General features: G+C 43.2%; 13 protein-coding genes. 5 read left to right on the top strand and 8 right to left on the bottom strand.

Annotated features, from left to right (window positions below; translation table 11 throughout):
- Nucleotides 1-126: 126 nt before the first annotated feature.
- The 4 genes from AC2CZC_RS13105 (at nucleotide 127) to AC2CZC_RS13090 (ending at nucleotide 3,479) form a co-directional block, all read left to right on the top strand.
- Nucleotides 127-981 carry a bile acid:sodium symporter family protein gene (locus AC2CZC_RS13105; RefSeq protein WP_484582097.1) on the top strand — a complete coding sequence of 285 codons (855 nt, stop codon included), beginning with the start codon at nucleotides 127-129 and terminating at the stop codon, nucleotides 979-981.
- Between the two features lie 266 nt (nucleotides 982-1,247).
- Nucleotides 1,248-2,114 (top strand): hypothetical protein, encoded by an 867-nt coding sequence (locus AC2CZC_RS13100; RefSeq protein ID WP_484582096.1) that lies wholly within the window; start codon nucleotides 1,248-1,250, stop codon nucleotides 2,112-2,114.
- A gap of 234 nt (nucleotides 2,115-2,348) precedes the next feature.
- Nucleotides 2,349-2,762: a hypothetical protein gene (locus AC2CZC_RS13095; RefSeq protein ID WP_484582095.1), complete on the top strand. Its 414-nt coding sequence runs from the start codon at nucleotides 2,349-2,351 to the stop codon at nucleotides 2,760-2,762.
- Between the two features lie 72 nt (nucleotides 2,763-2,834).
- Nucleotides 2,835-3,479, top strand: a complete 645-nt coding sequence (locus AC2CZC_RS13090) for an outer membrane protein (protein WP_484582094.1) — start codon at nucleotides 2,835-2,837, stop codon at nucleotides 3,477-3,479.
- A gap of 67 nt (nucleotides 3,480-3,546) precedes the next feature.
- Here AC2CZC_RS13090 and AC2CZC_RS13085 read toward each other — a convergent pair whose 3' ends face one another.
- From AC2CZC_RS13085 to AC2CZC_RS13075, 3 genes are all read right to left on the bottom strand, one after another.
- A complete protein-coding gene (locus AC2CZC_RS13085) occupies nucleotides 3,547-3,882 on the bottom strand; it encodes an amidohydrolase family protein (RefSeq protein ID WP_484582093.1) in 336 nt (111 codons plus the stop codon).
- A gap of 60 nt (nucleotides 3,883-3,942) precedes the next feature.
- A complete protein-coding gene (locus AC2CZC_RS13080; protein WP_484582092.1) occupies nucleotides 3,943-4,758 on the bottom strand; it encodes an amidohydrolase family protein in 816 nt (271 codons plus the stop codon).
- A 185-nt stretch (nucleotides 4,759-4,943) separates the two neighbouring features.
- Nucleotides 4,944-5,432, bottom strand: coding sequence for a Fur family transcriptional regulator (locus AC2CZC_RS13075; protein WP_284022446.1), 489 nt, complete (start codon nucleotides 5,430-5,432; stop codon nucleotides 4,944-4,946).
- A gap of 161 nt (nucleotides 5,433-5,593) precedes the next feature.
- Here AC2CZC_RS13075 and AC2CZC_RS13070 point away from each other — a divergent pair, with 161 nt between their 5' ends.
- Complete coding sequence (locus tag AC2CZC_RS13070; RefSeq protein WP_484582091.1) at nucleotides 5,594-6,967, top strand: alkaline phosphatase PhoX; 1,374 nt, start codon at nucleotides 5,594-5,596, stop codon at nucleotides 6,965-6,967.
- 88 nt (nucleotides 6,968-7,055) lie between these two features.
- Here AC2CZC_RS13070 and AC2CZC_RS13065 read toward each other — a convergent pair whose 3' ends face one another.
- From AC2CZC_RS13065 to AC2CZC_RS13045, 5 genes are all read right to left on the bottom strand, one after another.
- On the bottom strand, nucleotides 7,056-7,574 hold the full coding sequence (locus AC2CZC_RS13065) for a PepSY domain-containing protein (RefSeq protein WP_484582090.1): 519 nt from the start codon (nucleotides 7,572-7,574) through the stop codon (nucleotides 7,056-7,058).
- A gap of 8 nt (nucleotides 7,575-7,582) precedes the next feature.
- Complete coding sequence (locus tag AC2CZC_RS13060; protein WP_484582089.1) at nucleotides 7,583-9,454, bottom strand: TonB-dependent receptor domain-containing protein; 1,872 nt, start codon at nucleotides 9,452-9,454, stop codon at nucleotides 7,583-7,585.
- Between the two features lie 194 nt (nucleotides 9,455-9,648).
- The gene (locus tag AC2CZC_RS13055; RefSeq protein WP_484582088.1) at nucleotides 9,649-12,921 is read right to left on the bottom strand and encodes a WD40/YVTN/BNR-like repeat-containing protein; all 3,273 of its coding nucleotides are present in this window, start codon (nucleotides 12,919-12,921) and stop codon (nucleotides 9,649-9,651) included.
- Between the two features lie 373 nt (nucleotides 12,922-13,294).
- Complete coding sequence (gene sohB / locus AC2CZC_RS13050; protein WP_484582087.1) at nucleotides 13,295-14,299, bottom strand: protease SohB; 1,005 nt, start codon at nucleotides 14,297-14,299, stop codon at nucleotides 13,295-13,297.
- Between the two features lie 170 nt (nucleotides 14,300-14,469).
- Complete coding sequence (locus AC2CZC_RS13045) at nucleotides 14,470-16,923, bottom strand: VolA/Pla-1 family phospholipase (protein WP_484582086.1); 2,454 nt, start codon at nucleotides 16,921-16,923, stop codon at nucleotides 14,470-14,472.
- Nucleotides 16,924-16,931 lie beyond the last annotated feature (8 nt).

The following is a 16,931-nucleotide window of genomic DNA, read 5'->3' as shown; positions in this document are numbered from 1 at the left end:
AAGCATACGCTTGTCACCAAATCACTGCGTCATATAACCTTCACATCCTACCTGTTCATTTCAGTATGACGACATGTTAAATAACTTGTTAATATAAATATAATTTGGCCTAACAAGGATAACGACATGCCACCCGCTTTAATTGAAATAGGCTTACCCGTCGCGCTCATTTTTATCATGGCAGGCGTTGGATTAAGCTTAAAACTTGCTGATTTTCAGCGTGTATGCCTGCAACCAAAAAGCTTTTTCATCGGTGCTTTTTGTCAGCTACTCTTACTGCCTGTACTCGCTATTGCCGTGATTGCCTTAACAGGACTTACAGGGGAGCTTGCCATTGGCTTATTTATCTTAGCTCTGTGCCCGGGCGGTACAACCTCAAACTTGTACAGCTATTTAGCCAAAGGCGATGTCGGGCTCTCTGTGTCTTTGACTGCCGTTGTGGGTTTTATTACCCCATTTACTCTGCCCTTTTTAGCGGCATGGGCAATCGGTTATTACGGCAAAAATGACACCTTGATTGAGTTTCCAATTTTAAAAGCTTGGCTACAACTCATTGTTGTTGGTGTTGTGCCTGTCTTAATTGGTATGGCCATTAATACTAAGTGGCCCGAATTTGCAAAAAAAGCGAGCCCGTATATTAGTTGGTTTTCTGTTGCGGTATTGCTTTTAGTGATCGTCAGTATTTGCTTTAAACTAGGTGATAAACTAATTGATTATCTAGTCATGGCAGGCCCTGCCGTCATCGCGCTCAATTTGCTATCTATGTTGGCTGGGTTGTTGGTCGCCCATTTTTTACTACATAATGCCACACAAACACGCACCATTACTTTAGAGGTTGGTTTACAAAACGGGACGTTAGCACTTCTAGTGACAACCGGCTTATTAAATAGTGAAGTCATGTCTATCGCACCAAGTATTTACGGCCTATTTATGTTCATCAGTGCGGGGCTTTATACCGCTTGGGCCATTAAAAAAGCATAAGACTCGCCGTGTGATTGTAGAGAGTAGTGTTGTTTATTATCTAATACTATTCTCCCCCTCCCGTATAAAAAGAAAGCGCCCCTGAACACCATCTAAAATTCGCATTTTGCATTACTAGATTGCAAACATCCAACTACCACACACAGCTAAAAACCACCTAAAAATTATAAGTACCTAACATATATAAACATTTTCAAAACGTCCATCATGGCATGAGTTTCGCTCACCTCTACATACGCTAGATATATCAACATGGGTGCATCACAATGAAATTAGATAACAGAGAGCTGTCTTTACAAACAATGTATTTAAAGCATGGATTGCTCCCTTTTCAAAACATATATACACAGCAAATAATTGATAAATGGAATAGGTTGTTAGATCCCATTTTTCATGACCGTCAATCGCCGGAAACGAGTTATGTGTACTCAGATGAGCTTGTTGAGCTCGGCATTCTCGATGATGTGTTAAACAACAAACTGCTCAGCGCCATTACCGTATTGGACCCTTGCCCGATACTTTTTCAATGCCACTGCTTTGAGATAGATTGGAGTCAAACGACTAACCAAACCCATTGTGACCTTTTAGAGGGGTGGCACAAAGACCACCGTGATCCAAATATCAAATCTGTTTATGGGTGTCGACCATTCTCAATCTATATCTATCTCAATGATGTAAAAGAAACTCATGAAGGTGCCTTTGAGATTATACCTGGATATGCAACAGGCCCACTTGAAAGTAATCTAAACTACTGTAATTTGAAGGGGCAAAAAGGCACCTGCTTTTTATGGAATCGAGATTTATACCATCGCCTACATGAAAAGAACGGTTCAACAAAGCAACGCGTTTTAAAGCTATCTGTACAGACCAATGGCTGGGCACACTCAAAAACACAGCTAGATGAGTTTCATCAAACCCGTGCTTTATTAAACAATGCAAACCCAACGCTCTCATATTTATTTGGCAGTCACTGTAATAACAATCTAGCAATCCAAACGATCCCTTTTGCGCGAAAAGGTCAGTTACCTCAAATAAGGCCTATAGATTATTCTAGAAAAACACATATGCCTTCCAAAGCGTCAGTGATGTTTCGTCGCTTTAAAAGCAAAGTTGACCAAGCATTAGGATTTTAGCCTCGAAAAAGGGGCGGATATTCAATATGTCATCAACATGATGAAATTATAAACCTCACAACCGCACAGCTAAAAGTAAATTCAGGTTGAGTGGGAAAATAGCGTCTATCATTGCTAATGATAGCAGGATGTAACCGATCGATATGAAAAGACAGTCGATGGATCATGTGAGTATCTAGCTAAGCCGTTTTTACACATGCAGCTATTTACTTGATCTTAGGCTAAGGAGACTCAATGACAGTGCATAAATCCCAGCAACGCCACACTCACGTCAAACAACTGCTTGGCAAGATGGACCCCGAAGTTGCCGCCAGCTTTACCTATAAACAGCGAAAAGCGCTGGATAAAGTCATCAATACGCGAGGTTGGAATAATCACCAGATTGACTTTAGGCCGACGCTCGCCTTTCCATTTTTACCATGGAGTTTTTATATTGTATTTCTTGGCGGTGTGAATAAGCGCAGCTTAAACTCAACGGAGCGCTTTACTGCTGCCATGGTGTTTGTAACTGCATTAACCATTGTTGGAATGATGCTCCTCGGGCTTGTTTTCGTTATCTTGTATTTACTTAAATCTTGGCTGGGCATTGATCTTTTCCCTAATGAGTCTTTGGGAATATGGGACCAATTTAAAGATTTATTTAAATAGCACCGGCCAAGCTTTAATCTAAATACTTTATTCTCTCGTATAGCAGGTGGAGCTAATAATGGAGCCCTAGCCATGAATATTAAATTACTCTCTTTTGGTTGCTGTTGTTTAGTACTCTCCCCAATCTGCAGTGCAAAACATGATTGGTTTGTCAGGCCTTACGTTGGGCTGAGTCAAATGTCAGATATGACGCTCGTCGCACAAAATGTAGAAAGTCAGACGGGCAATAGCGATATACAACTTGATGGCGGGTTTGTATCAGGGCTTGGTGCCGGTTATGTCATACATAACAATTTAGCAATAGAACTGGCTTGGGAGTATCGAAGCAATGAATCAAATACCACATTGCCATCGATTAACGCACCCTATGAAGGCAACATTGCATCAAATTTATTTTTTCTTAATACTTATTATGTATTCAATACACCTAGCTCATGGCAGCCTTATATTGGCGCTGGGGTAAGCTGGGCACAAGAAGTAGACATTGATTTAGAAGAGCAAGGATCAGAGCGCTCCTATTCCAGTGATGGCGACACCGGATACCAAGTATTTGCAGGCATGTTGTTCAAAGTAGATGATACTTGGTCTTGGCAAGGCGAAGTCCGGTATGGGCAAATGAAAGATATAACACTCAATGCAGAAAGCGGCACAGGTGAATTCAATAACCTTGATTACGATACACTAACGCTCCAACTGTCGGCCGTTTACCACTTTTGATTAGACAAAGCGCCTAAATAATTCAGTGAGCAACAATTTAGCCGTCGCTCACTGAATATAAATACAACTAGTCTCTTTCAAACACCAGTGGCATTGCGTTGTCTTTCACTTCAATGACCGCGCCATCTTTGTAAACACATTGGCCGTTGACAAACGTATAGCGAATTTGATGAGAGAATTGATGCCCCACAAACGGTGACCACTGGCAATGGTACAAAGTATTGTCATGACGTACCGTGTCTCCCGCTTTCGCACTCACCACCGCTAAGTCGGCAAAGTACCCTTCTCTGATAAAACCTCGTTGCTGCACTTTGTAGCGTTTAGCAGGGTTATGCGCAGTTTTTTCAACTACTTGAGTCAAGCTCATGGTGCCACGTTTCACTTGGTCAAATAACGTCAGCAACGCATGTTGTACTAAGGGAAGACCCGCAGGAGCTTGTGCAAAGGCTTGCTGTTTTTCATCTCAAGTATGTGGTGCATGATCTGTCGCTATGATATCTAAACGACCATCGTTTAAAGCGCTTATCAAAGCAAGTCTATCTGACTCCGCTTTAATAGCTGGATTACACTTGATCAAATTCCCCAACTTGCCGTAATCATCTTGATTAAACCATAAATGATGCACACAGGCTTCTGCGGTAATTTGCTTGTTATCAATTGGTCCTGGGGCAAATAAATCTAGCTCTTTGGCAGTCGTCAAATGAAGAACATGTAGCTGAGTGCCATATTTTTTTGCAAGACTCACTGCATAAGAAGATGACTCGTAACACGCATTGACATCACGAATAACAGGATGGTCTTCGATGGTCAACTCTCTGCCACCCAGCTTTGCCAGATTGTCGCTGATCACATCCCCCTTTTCACAGTGCGTCGCAATCAGTACTGGGCACTCTCTAAAAATCGCTTCAAGGGCACTTGGGTGTTCAACCAGCAGGTCACCTGTGGATGCCCCCATAAATACCTTCACACCACATATAAAACTCGGATCACAGGCTTTAATTTCATCTAAGTTGTCTGGTGTCGCACCTAAATAAAACGAATAATTTGCAGCTGATGTTTCTGCAGCAATGTGATGCTTTTGAACCACAGCCAGTTTATCCGTCGTTGCCGGGCTCACATTGGGCATTTCCATAAAGCTTGTAATGCCACCAGCCACTGCTGCGCGAGATTCAGTGCCTATGGTGCCCTTCCAAGCAAGACCAGGCTCTCTAAAGTGCACTTGATCATCGATCATGCCCGGAATTAAAAAGTCTCCTTGCAAATCGATAACTTGTTCCATACCCGTTGGTGTAATACTGCTGGCAATTTTATCAATCCTTTGTCCGATAATTCGTACATCACAATGCTCAACTTGACCTTCATTAATCAGCTGAGCATTTTTTAATAGAATATTCGAAATTTCTATTTCACCTTAAGACACGCGTTAACAATAAAATTTCTGTTGCCCTTATAAATAAAGACACTTTAGGCGTTCGAGACCGCCTCTTCTTCCAGTGCCTGACAATCTGTGCAAATACCTTGAAACTCAAACTGAGGTGAGTTTAATTGATAGCCATGAGATTGAATTTGCGCTGATAATTGCGCCATTAGCTCAGCAGGCATATGCACTTCTTCTACTTTTTGGCACAGGGAGCAAATTAAAAACTGAGTATGTGGATGGGGTTTATGACAATCGATATGTGTACAGCAGATGTATTTGTTAACGGTATCCAGCTTATGGACCAAATCAGCTGCAACTAACAAGTCTAAGATGCGATAAATGGAGACAGCTGGCAAGGTAAGTCCCAAATTTTGCTTACAGTACTGAACCAATTCATAGGGTGATAGCGCTTTTCCCGCCATCTTTAAGCCCTTGAAAATAGCTATTCTTTTTTCAGTAGGCTTGATACCTGCGTAATTAAAAATTTCGACAAACTCACTTTCTTGGTTATTTTTATTATTTTTTTGACTCATAAGACCCTATTTACTTGCCACTTCACACTCAATGTTACAGTATAACATATCACAAAATACCTAAATGAATCACTTATTTTCGTGCAATCCACCGTTATGCCACGAAAAAAGCATAAAACATGAGTAAGATAATTACGTAAACGACTTTGGGAGTAGTAAGCATGGTCACACGTAGACAATTCACTAAAGGGACAGTTGCACTTGCATTTGTCGGGTTAAACAGCAGTATGTTGGGTTGTGCGCAAAAGCGCTCTATCACACCCACCCCAACAATCACAGGTTATGGTCCTCTCATCAAAGATCCCAAAGGCCTGTTGGACTTACCTGACGGATTTAGTTACCAAATTATCTCAACATTGCATGACAAAATGGATGATGGGCTCAGTGTGCCAGACAATGCTGATGGCATGGGGTGTATCGGATTAGACGAAAAACGCGTCGCTTTAATCAGAAACCATGAACTCAGCCCAAAGCATTTAAAAAATGCAGCACCAGATATTGCCGCGCATCGCACCGATAACGCTTATGACAGCTTAAACAAAGACATTGCACTACCTGGGGGCACCACAACCATGGTGTATAACCTTGAGACTCAGCATATTGAACAGCAATATTATAGTCTTGTCGGTACTATTAGAAATTGTGCTGGTGGGACAACCCCTTGGGGCACATGGCTTACCTGCGAAGAAACGGTACAACTGGCTGGAGATGGACTGGAAAAAGACCATGGTTACATCTTTGAAGTGCCCGCAAATCAGCAAGGGTTAACTCAACCAGTACCGCTTGTGGACATGGGCCGCTTTAACCATGAGGCTGCCGCAGTAGACCCAAGAACAGGAATTGTTTATCTAACCGAAGACCGAGGGGATGGCCTCTTCTATCGCTTTATTCCTAAACAAAAAGGCCAATTGGCGTTAGGCGGTACTTTGCAAGCCCTCGTGGTTAAAAACACCCAACAGCTCGATACCCGTAACTGGACACAAGCTAACATGCCTTTATCAACTTGGTTCGAGACTGAGTGGGTCACCTTGAATAACCCACAAAGTCCTGAAGATGACCTGCGGCTGCGCGGATATGACTTAGGTGCAGCTGTATTTGCACGGGGTGAAGGCATTCATTTTGGCGACAATGAGCTTTATTTTTGTTGTACCAATGGCGGAGAAAAACAACTGGGGCAAATCATGCGTTATCAACCTTCAGCTTATGAAGGCACCGCGCAAGAAGCCAAGCATCCGGGGCAAATTCAATTGTTTTTAGAAAGCAGTGATAAATCACTCTATGACTTTGGCGATAACCTTACGGTCACACCGCAAGGACACCTACTGGTGTGCGAGGACCAATATACTTTATTGCCAGACAATCACCTACGTGGTGTATCGCCCAAAGGCGAGGTATATCCATTTGCCAAGCTGCGCGCTAAAACTGAGCTTGCAGGCGCCTGCTTTTCTCCTGATGGGTCAACCTTATTTGTCAATATTTACTCGCCCACAAAGACATTGGCAATTCGAGGAGATTGGTCAAGCTATCAAGCTTAATTTGAAGAAAATTGCAGCCAGTTTTCTCTTCAGAACTTACTGGCTGCAAGCGTGATTTTTAAATTTAATTAGACCATTAAAGTAAAAATCATGAGACGACGCTTTGTCGTTTTCGGCGCTTTTTAAGATAAGGGAAAAAGAACAAAATCATACCTGTGATGGAAATAACTAAAGTCACAAAAGAAACAGGTAACATCAGCCATAAATTGGCGTTTTTCTCAAAGAAGGTACCATCATGTAAGCTTTCTATCAGCTCAGAGTTACGTTTTGCAATGTGTAAAATTTCGCCTGTCTGGTTGTCTATTTGAATCTCAATTTTATTATTACTGCGGATTTTAGTGATCCCTTTTGCAGGGCGCACATCTAATCGATTCACATCATCCCAGCTTTTGATTTCGGCTGACTCCACGGACTTAGCAATGTCTAAAATTTGCGTAAAAGTCACTTCAGGCACCGTACCAACCCCTTTTGCTGAAGGCGGCTGGATAAAACTAAACTCTTTTCTAACTAGCAATAAAATACCTGTTACGATGATCACAAGCAGCGGGATAGAAATAATAATACTCGCCCACTTATGAATACTTCTATTATTTTTATTAAAACTCATTGCTTCCTTTAAAATTGTATACTTGTTGATAATTTAACGCTGCGCTCGGGCTGCAAGGCAGCATCTTCGTCTAAACTGCCATAGTAGGTTTCGTCTGTGAGGTTATTAATCGTAACGGACAGCGTTTGCCTATCCGTTAATTGATGCTCAACTGACACATCCCACACAGTAAAAGCATCCCGCTGTGTTTCAGAGCCACCCACTTCATCAGCATCAAAAGTATGTCGGTATGCGTTTGACAGCGACCAATTGTCGAAATGTACTAACATGGTCCAGCTCAGTTTACGTGGATGCAAATCATCTAGTTTTTGTTGATGATTATCCTCACCAGACTGCTGCTGGTAACTCAGTATGTGCTCAAAATGTTCACTGGCGTACCACCTGAGCTCCGCTTCAAAGCCACTAATTTGGGCATGACTCAAGTTTTGATAAGTCAAATAACCTGACGCTGTCTCATAGCGATCAATGTAATTATCTAAGTCATAATGATAGATAGCACCATACACGCTCACCTCTTCAGATACGTGCCAGTGCAAAGATAACTGACTGCCAACACTGGTTTCAGGGTCCAATGCTTGATTACCCACAATAAGCCCTCTTGGCGTTTGACCATAAAATAAACGCTCAGAGAGTGTCGGATATCGAAAGCCCGTGCCAATATCGAGCCCAAGATCAACAGTATCTGAAAGTGGTAGCATGGCTGCAAAAGAAGCATTTAAGCGACCGTCAGTGGCATCTTCCGATTGGTCACTTTGCTGCTTAAGCCAGTCATATCTCAGCCCTAAATCAAAATCAACGCGCTCCCATTGCCAATGGGTTTTACCATACAAAGCGAGATTGTCTTCATCGGCATTCATCTCATTACCAAGTGGGCTAAGTGCAAACTCATCCACCACTAAATAATCGCTGGTAATTTTCACACCTTTACGTGATAGCCAATCTATCCCCCAATGGCTCTCATGGCCCACCAAGTCAACATGCTGTAGCCATTGACCTCCCAGAGTATGTCCCTGGTATTGACTCAGCCCGCCATAACGCTCAAACCTCACTGTCCTGCTATCCCAGTTTTGATAGTGATGATAAAACTTCGCCATCCAGTTTTCGTCACCGTTTAACTGAACCTGCGCCAATGAATGTAACTCCTCAGGGTAGTCACTTAGCTGCTGAGTCGGATATTTGACATTACTTTTACCAATACTCTCGCCATAACTGGGTAGCCAAGAATAAGTGGCTGTAAAGCCTTGGTGCTGCACTTTATACCTTACAAGAGCTGACGCACGCTCAAATTGCGTACTTAACTCATCCCCATTGGGGGCAGTGTCATTATTAGCATGCTGGTAGGCAAAGGCTGAGGTAAAGTCATCCTTTTGATGTTTTATGGAAAAGTTAACGCCTTGATTATTGCTTTGCACTGAACCTGCAACTTGCGTCTTATCTGACATCTCAGAGCTTAGACTGACTACGCCCCCCATTGCTTGTGAGCCATAAAGTGCAGAGCTAGGACCTTTAATCACGTGACCTAAGTTAAGCAAAGACGGGGCAATGAATGATGCTGAGTTACCAGCTCGTCTGTCTGTAATAATGGGAATGCCATCAATTTCAGTCCGTATTCTGCCACGGCTAAAGCCACGAATAGCATAGCTTTGAAATTGGCCGCCTTGACCATTCAAGCTAACACCTGATAAAGAGGTCAATTGATCAGCAATGGTGCGGTTCAAAGAAAAGGTAAAGCGCTCATCCAAATAAGCTGAGGTATGATTCGCGGATGCAATCGTCAGTGATTCTTTTGGTGCAAGCACCTCAATCACTTCAAACTGTTCACCATGTGCGCTCACCACGAACGGGGCGCAGGCACACAAAAAAGAAAATATCGTTTTCATCGTTAATAAACTACTCAATTAACTTGTTATGTGGTCTTGTCGTTATCTCATCAGGACATCTTCGTTGTTAACTGTTAAAAAAGCTAAGAGTGGTCGTCCTAGAAATTCACGCATAGAATGTAATCAACGTGAAGCTTAGCATTTGCATTCAAAATGGCGTCGCTATGTTATGCGACGCCATAATTTGAATAAAGCTACTTTGTCACAACAGCAGCGCCACGAGTCCAAGGCCCACCTGCATCAATCACTGATTGCTGCAGACTCGGAATCGTTTTTTCCTGTAAGGTAGAAACGCGTCTAATCACATCTTCTAGGCCTTGCTGCGCATAGCCAAACTGCTGACGATGCTGCTTTGTAGGACCATAAGTAGACCACAGCGCAGATATCGCATAGCCTAGGCGGCTAGAAATATTTGCAGGCTTTGCGCCTTTGCGATTACGTGACTTCAATCCTGTTAGTTCAAAGTTGATGGCATTGATATCAGCCTGAGCTTGCGCGTATGCCGACTCAAGAGAACTGATGTTACCAGGCGTGCGATCTATCGCTGTACGCAATGATTGCAGTGTCTTAGTGGCTTCATTTAGCGCAGCCGTTGTTGACGTGTAACGTCTTTGTACGCCTTTAAGTTGCTCACTAAATTCAGCGATGGCCTCTGCTGTAGGTCCTGATACAGCACCTTCGGAGATCGCTTGCAATTCAAACTCAACAGGTGTTGCTAACTGAGATACTTCGCCTTTTACACGCTTGTACAGAGTAGCTGTATAAGTGCCAGGCATAACCATACGCGCCATCGCAAACGGGTCCCATCTAGACGCTTTTTCGCCAGTGATAGCCTGATTAGCCGCATACTCCATATCCCAAGTTACACGGTGTATACCTTTGGTTGTTTTACCAGCGACACGGTCTACAAAGTTGCCCTCTGCATCACGAATTTCAAGATAAACAGCAGGCTTTGGTTCTTGGTTTTCTTTCTCAATCGCTTCCCAAGTCGGGTATTTTGGATACTTCTCATCTTTGACTAGCTTCTTCTCAGCTTGCTGACGTTGCTCTTTGGCTGTTAATAAACTGTCTTTTAGGAAGTAAGTTAATGTCGCACCATGCTCAGGGTTATCCGCAACATAGCGATCATCCCCGTCCGTACGGCTGTGATTTGTATCTTCTTGATACCACTTAACCGGGCGGCCAGGGCCCATCAAGATGGCGTCTTGTTCCATGGCTTTTTCAGTCAATGTACGCAGCGGTGTATAATCATCGAGAATATAAATACCGCGACCAAAAGTACCCGCAACTAGGTCATTTTCACGGCGCTGTATTTTAACATCGCGTGTAGAAATTGTTGGAATACCGCCGTTGAGCTCAACCCATTTTTTACCACCATCCACTGTGAAGAAAATACCAAATTCAGTACCAATGAACAGCAGGTCTTTATTTACATGGTCTTGGACAATACGCCAAACTAAGTGATTCTCTGGTAAGTCTTTCGCGAGTGATTTCCAAGTTTTACCTAGGTTCGTTGACTTGATCAGATATGGCTTAAAATCACCATACTTGTGATTATCTAGTGCAACGTACACTGTATTCGGATCAAATAAGTCCGCGCGAATATCATTCACATACGCGGTAGCTGGCACGCCTTTAACACGCTTGAGGTCAATTTTTTTCCAATTTTTACCGCCATCGCGGGTGACTTGAATTAGACCATCGTCAGTACCTGCCCATAAGATATTGTCATCGACCGGACTTTCGGAGAAGTTCGCAATCGTATGGTACTCAGACATTGCATAGAGATCCCAACCGGCTTCAACAGACCAAGTGCGGCCCATCATCGGTGTATGCATACGGTTACCATTTTTAGTCAAATCACCGGAAATAGGCGTCCAACTATCACCTCGGTCATCAGAACGCCACACACGCTGTGATGCAAAGTACACACGCTTAGGATCGTGAGTAGACACATTTACCGGTGCATCCCAATTGAAACGCTCAGCAGGATCGCCCGGCAAAGGTTGAGGTTTAATATAAACATTCTCACGCGTTTTGAAATCATGACGAGTCAAGTTACCCTGCTGCCATTGAGAATACATAATATCTGGGTTGCCCGGCTCAACTGCAGGCTGATGACCGTCTCCACCCAAGGTTAAGAACCAATCTTTATTTTTGATCCCCTCTGAACGCATAGTTCTAGATGGGCCGCCTTGCGTTGAGTTATCCTGTGTACCACCGTAAACCTTATAGAATGGTTTGGAATCATCCGGCGCGACTTTATAGAATTGAGTTAATGGCAAGTTTGCCATGAAACGCCAGTTTGCCATACGGTCATGTGACATATAAATACCGCCATCAGAACCAATCAGTACAAAATCAGGATCGGTTGGATGGAATGCCATCGCATGGTCATCTACGTGCTTGCGCTTGGTATTGATTGGCGTCCAAGTTTTACCGCCATCGTCAGAGACTTTACTGTAGTTACTGGCAATGTATATACGGTCAAATTGATGCTTATCTGCAAAGATTTCTTGATAATAGTGGGGACCGGTACCGCCACCTACTTCATCAGACATCTTAGTCCAGCTCTGACCACGGTTGGCAGAACGATAAAGACCACCTTTACGATTATCAATTTCAACCGCGGCATAAACAACATCAGGATTGATAGGAGAAATGGCTAAACCTATTTTACCCATATTGCCTTTTGGCAACCCAGTTTTAAGCTCTGTCCAAGTCTCACCGCCATCATCAGAGGTATGAATACCAGAACCTGGGCCCGTACCAACGTAAGCCTCAATCTTTCTTTGTCGAGACCAAGTTGCTGCATATAATTTATTTGGGTTTCTTGGGTCAATCAGCAGCGATGTCACACCAGTCCACTCATCTTCTGGCTTTAATACCAATTTCCAAGTTTCACCGCCATCCGTGGTTTTATATAGGCCGCGCTCGCCGCCATCTGTCCAAAGCGGACCCTGTGCAGAAACCCAAACCGTGTTTGAGTCTGTTGGATGAATGATGATATCAGAAATACGTTCAGACTTTTTCAAGCCCATGTTTTTCCATGTTTTACCGCCATCCATTGACTTATAAACACCGTCACCAAAGCTGATATGGCGACCACCATTGTTTTCGCCAGTGCCCACCCAAATAATATCCGAATTGCTCGGATCTATGGTCACATCTCCTGTCGAATAAACAGCCTGTTTATCAAAAATAGGTGTCCAAGTTGTTCCCGCATTAACCGTTTTCCAGATACCACCAGAACCCACTGCAGTGTACCAAGTGGACGGGTTGTTTTGGTCCACTTCAATATCCGCAATACGACCTGACATGTATGCAGGGCCAATATTTCGCAGTTTCATTGCCTCAAAGGTTTTACTGCTAAAGATGGCTTTTTCTTCATCAGATTTAGCGGCCAGCGTATTTGAACTGGCACATGCTAAAGATACAGCAACTGCTGCTTTTAATAATGCATTCATTTTCCCACCGATGTTGGTTTTTGTTTTTTTCAAAATCAACACTAACTTAAAAGATGCTATTAGTATGTAAATAAACGCTGAGATTACAGAAAATAGAGTCTAAAGTTATATTGTAACATTTTGTGTAAAAGTGAAACGCACCTTCACCCTTAAGTACGAAGTAAAATGGAATGAAAGCGTTTGTTCACCAATGAGAAAAAAGCAGAAAAACTCATTAGTTATAAATAGTTAAACCTGTAACAAATAACAGTTGTGGCTAGTCAATGTTTAATGATAGGTAATTCAGGTAGGATAGTAAGGTAATAAGAAACAATTCAGATATTGAGCCCAAACAAGTGTAATCTACTTTATTGGGCCCACTTTCAATTAACAATTATAAGTTGCTTGTTTGGATACGAGACAACATTTTAATGCCAAACTTTTCTGCAACCACACTTAGGCCAAGGCCAAAACGCTCAGCAAGTGCCTTTTTAGTCTTATACTTTACTTTGTAAAGTTGATGCGATTCATTTAACTCTAATAAAAGATCATCACTGGTTTTGATTTCATCAACAAGATCGAACTCTTTCGCATGCGTTGCAAACCAATGCTCACCCGTCGCCACTTTATCAATGTCCATATGAGGTCGATGCTCAGCGACAAACTGTTTAAACAAAGTATGTGTATGTTCAATTTCGCCTTTAAACTTGTTACGGCCTTGCTCAGTATTTTCACCAAACATAGTTAACGTACGCTTGTATTCTCCGGCAGTGATTTGCTCAAATTCAACATCATTTTTCTTCAAAATTTTATTGAAGTTAGGGATTTGAGCAAGTACTCCGATGGAGCCGACGATAGCAAAAGGTGCCGCGACAATTTTATCCGCCACACACGCCATCATATAGCCGCCACTTGCAGCGACCTTGTCTACGCTAATGGTGAGCGGTAAACCAGCCTGTTTAATACGATTTAATTGAGACGCCGCTAAGCCGTAGCCATGAACAACACCACCACCGCTTTCTACATTGACCAACACCTGATCTTTTTCTTTGTTCGCAATGGTTAATATTGCAGTCACTTCTTCGCGTAAGCTTGCCACTTCATGTGCATCAATACTGCCCGAAAAATCAATAACAAACGTCTTTTTTTCCGGCTTCTCTTCAGACTCTTTTTTACTGGCTTTAAGGTGTGCTTTCAGCGCTTTTTTATCTAGCGTTTGATGTAGAAACTCTTCTTTGGTTTCTGCTAATTGAGCAGATAAATCTTTGACCTCAATTTCACCCGATTTACTTTTTGGTTTTTGGCTTGCACCAACAACTAATACAATAATGGCACCTACAGCAATCACGATTGTCACTGCTTTAGCCAAAAATAAGCCATATTCAAACAAAAATGCCAATGCTATCTCCCAAACCCTTGTCTATAGTGTGTTTAATTCAAATCTTCTGACGTTAATCTTGTCTTAAAAAGTGCGACATTGCAATGAAACCTTGATAACTAGTCTCATTTAGAACAAATGAAAGGCATAAAAAAAGCCGCTATCCAGCGGCTTTTTGATGTTCATATGCATTACTTAGCAATAACGGTCGTATCTGTAATTGGTAAGATCAAACCTTTAGAGGCCAAATACGTCGCTACTTGTCTCTGCATCTCTGCTGTTGCCTGTGCATGACCCTGAGCGGTTCCGCCAGTGCGTGCATCAAACGATGGCGTTAACATTGAGCTATGGTGGCCCTGTGAGAAGTTCACTACGTAACGCCCTGCTGTACCATCTGTTGACTGTTTAGGCTCTGTCACAGTCTCTAAACCCATCAGCGCAGCAAGTGGTGTACTACCACCTAGCGGGTTGCGTGGTAGCGTTGTCGCTGGGATCACCTGATCCCCCTTGTTTTCGCCTTCACCACCAACGACAACACTCATGTACATAGGTGTATTTACCGCACGTACAAGTGGTGCATAGTTAAGTGGATCTGCGGTATCCAACACAGTTTGTGATGCATAAGCAAACTGATCAACGGTGCCATTGATGGCCGCAATTGATGCTAAATCGCCTTCAGCTTCTAGGTTTGCAACAAATGTGTTATACGCACATGCCGCAAATGCACTTGCGCTGCCAGCAAACGTACCACAGTCAGCAACTGCTCCTTCTTGAAGGTAACTTGCAAACTTTTTAGACACAGCAAGATCAGATGCGCCTTGCACAACAGCTGTTTTTACAACAGGTCCAAACGATGCAGATTCAACTAAGAAGTTTGCAATACCAGCACCACCGCTAGAAAGTGCCGCTGGCCCTACTTTAAACAGAGGCTCTGCTGCTTTTAGCAACTCATTTTCAATTGGTAAGTTTGCATGCGCAATAAAGCTTGGCGCTACAACTGAACCCAACGACTGACCAACAAAGCTAACATCATTGGTATTAAAGTTTAGAGGCACTTGAGAGAAGGCATTAATTGCATTTAGACCAAATCTTAATGCAAGTAAATCCGCCGTTGATTGACGAAGGTTATCACGAGCAACTAGCAGTGACTGAAGGTTCATGTAATGTAACACGCTCTTAGTCGTCGCATTAAACTCGTCTACACCATCACCGTCTACGTCAATACCGCGCTCACCGTGCATTGGGTGGTCTATCGCCACAGTTGCAAAACCAGCCTGAGACAGTGCTAACGTCAAGCTAAGCATATCTTCTTTTTTGCTGGTAATACCATGTTGCATAATGACCACAGGGTAGCCTGTTTCTGGCGCTTCTGACAGTGGGAATGTGATTTGTACAGGCACATTAGCAACCCACTGCTCTTTAGGAATGACATTGTATTTAGATACAAATTTTTGTGCATCAATACCTAAGTCACGTAATTGGCCGCCTGAAAGCGCATTACACTGCGCATCAACTGTGCCAGCTTCTGGTTCAGGTAACTGACCACCAGCTTGTGCTTTCGCCGCTGCAACGGCAACGCCGTTGTCACATAGTGCCTGCCAATAAGTATCAGCCAGCGCGGCATCTTCGCCATTTTTAGGTTGAGATAAATATTGAGGTAATTGAATGTTACCTTTTAGGTAACGGATACCGCCAGCTGCTTGTAACAACTCAGGTGGCAGTGCAGCAGCTAAACCTAGCTCCGTAAATTTATCAGCAACTGACATAAAGTCTTGATCAGGTACTGCTACAACCGGCTGTTTAGCAGTGCCAAATGTTGACGCTAGCAACTGCTTGATAGTGCCAACAACAGGACCTGTCGCTTGCGTCGTCATTGCCGCTGTGTAGACGATTTCATCCGCGCCAATGGATTCACTTGAGACAAGTGCTTGCTCATAGCTGCGAATAACTGCTTGCAGAGATTTTTGCGCATCTGTCACGAGCGGCGCTTCTTGACGAAGCAGAGTATATGTTGATGAAGGCGTTAAACTTCTGCCGCCATCAATGGTGTCTTTGATGTTGCTTGTTAGTACCGTGATATAGGTCGTATTCGACTTAAACGGTTTAACAGGAATAACATTGATGTTTTGGCCATCTTCACTCAGCTGTGAAACAAAGTCGCCGGTTGGGCCAAATGTCAGCTCACTCACTACGCGGCAAGCTAACGCAGGACTCAGGTTTTGACATGCCTCAGTTTGCGCATCATCACCCATAACGACTTCAAATATACGAACTGCGCCTGGCGCTGCTACTGTCGCCGCATCAATTGTCACGCCCGTCGGTGTATTCAAACCAATTTGATATGGCATTTGTGTAGACCAACCGTCTAAACCACCAAGTGCTAGAGAAGGATCAGCGTAACCCGCACGAGATAACAGTGGCTTAGAGTCGCCATCTAACTCACCAGGAATATTGAGCGTACCATCTTGTGTACCACTAAAGAGAATATCATTAGGTACGGAAATAACACCATTTGAGGGGTCAAATTTAACCGATGCAACTGGCGTTACAGGTTTGGTGTCTTGCTTTACATCTTCTAGCGTTTCACCGCCACCACAGCCTGCTAATGCAGCTGAAACAGCGAGTGGTAGTAACAGTTTCTTCATTGTATTGG

Source organism: Pseudoalteromonas sp. MMG033 (genome assembly GCF_057197785.1).
This window is presented reverse-complemented; position numbering and strand designations above follow the sequence as displayed.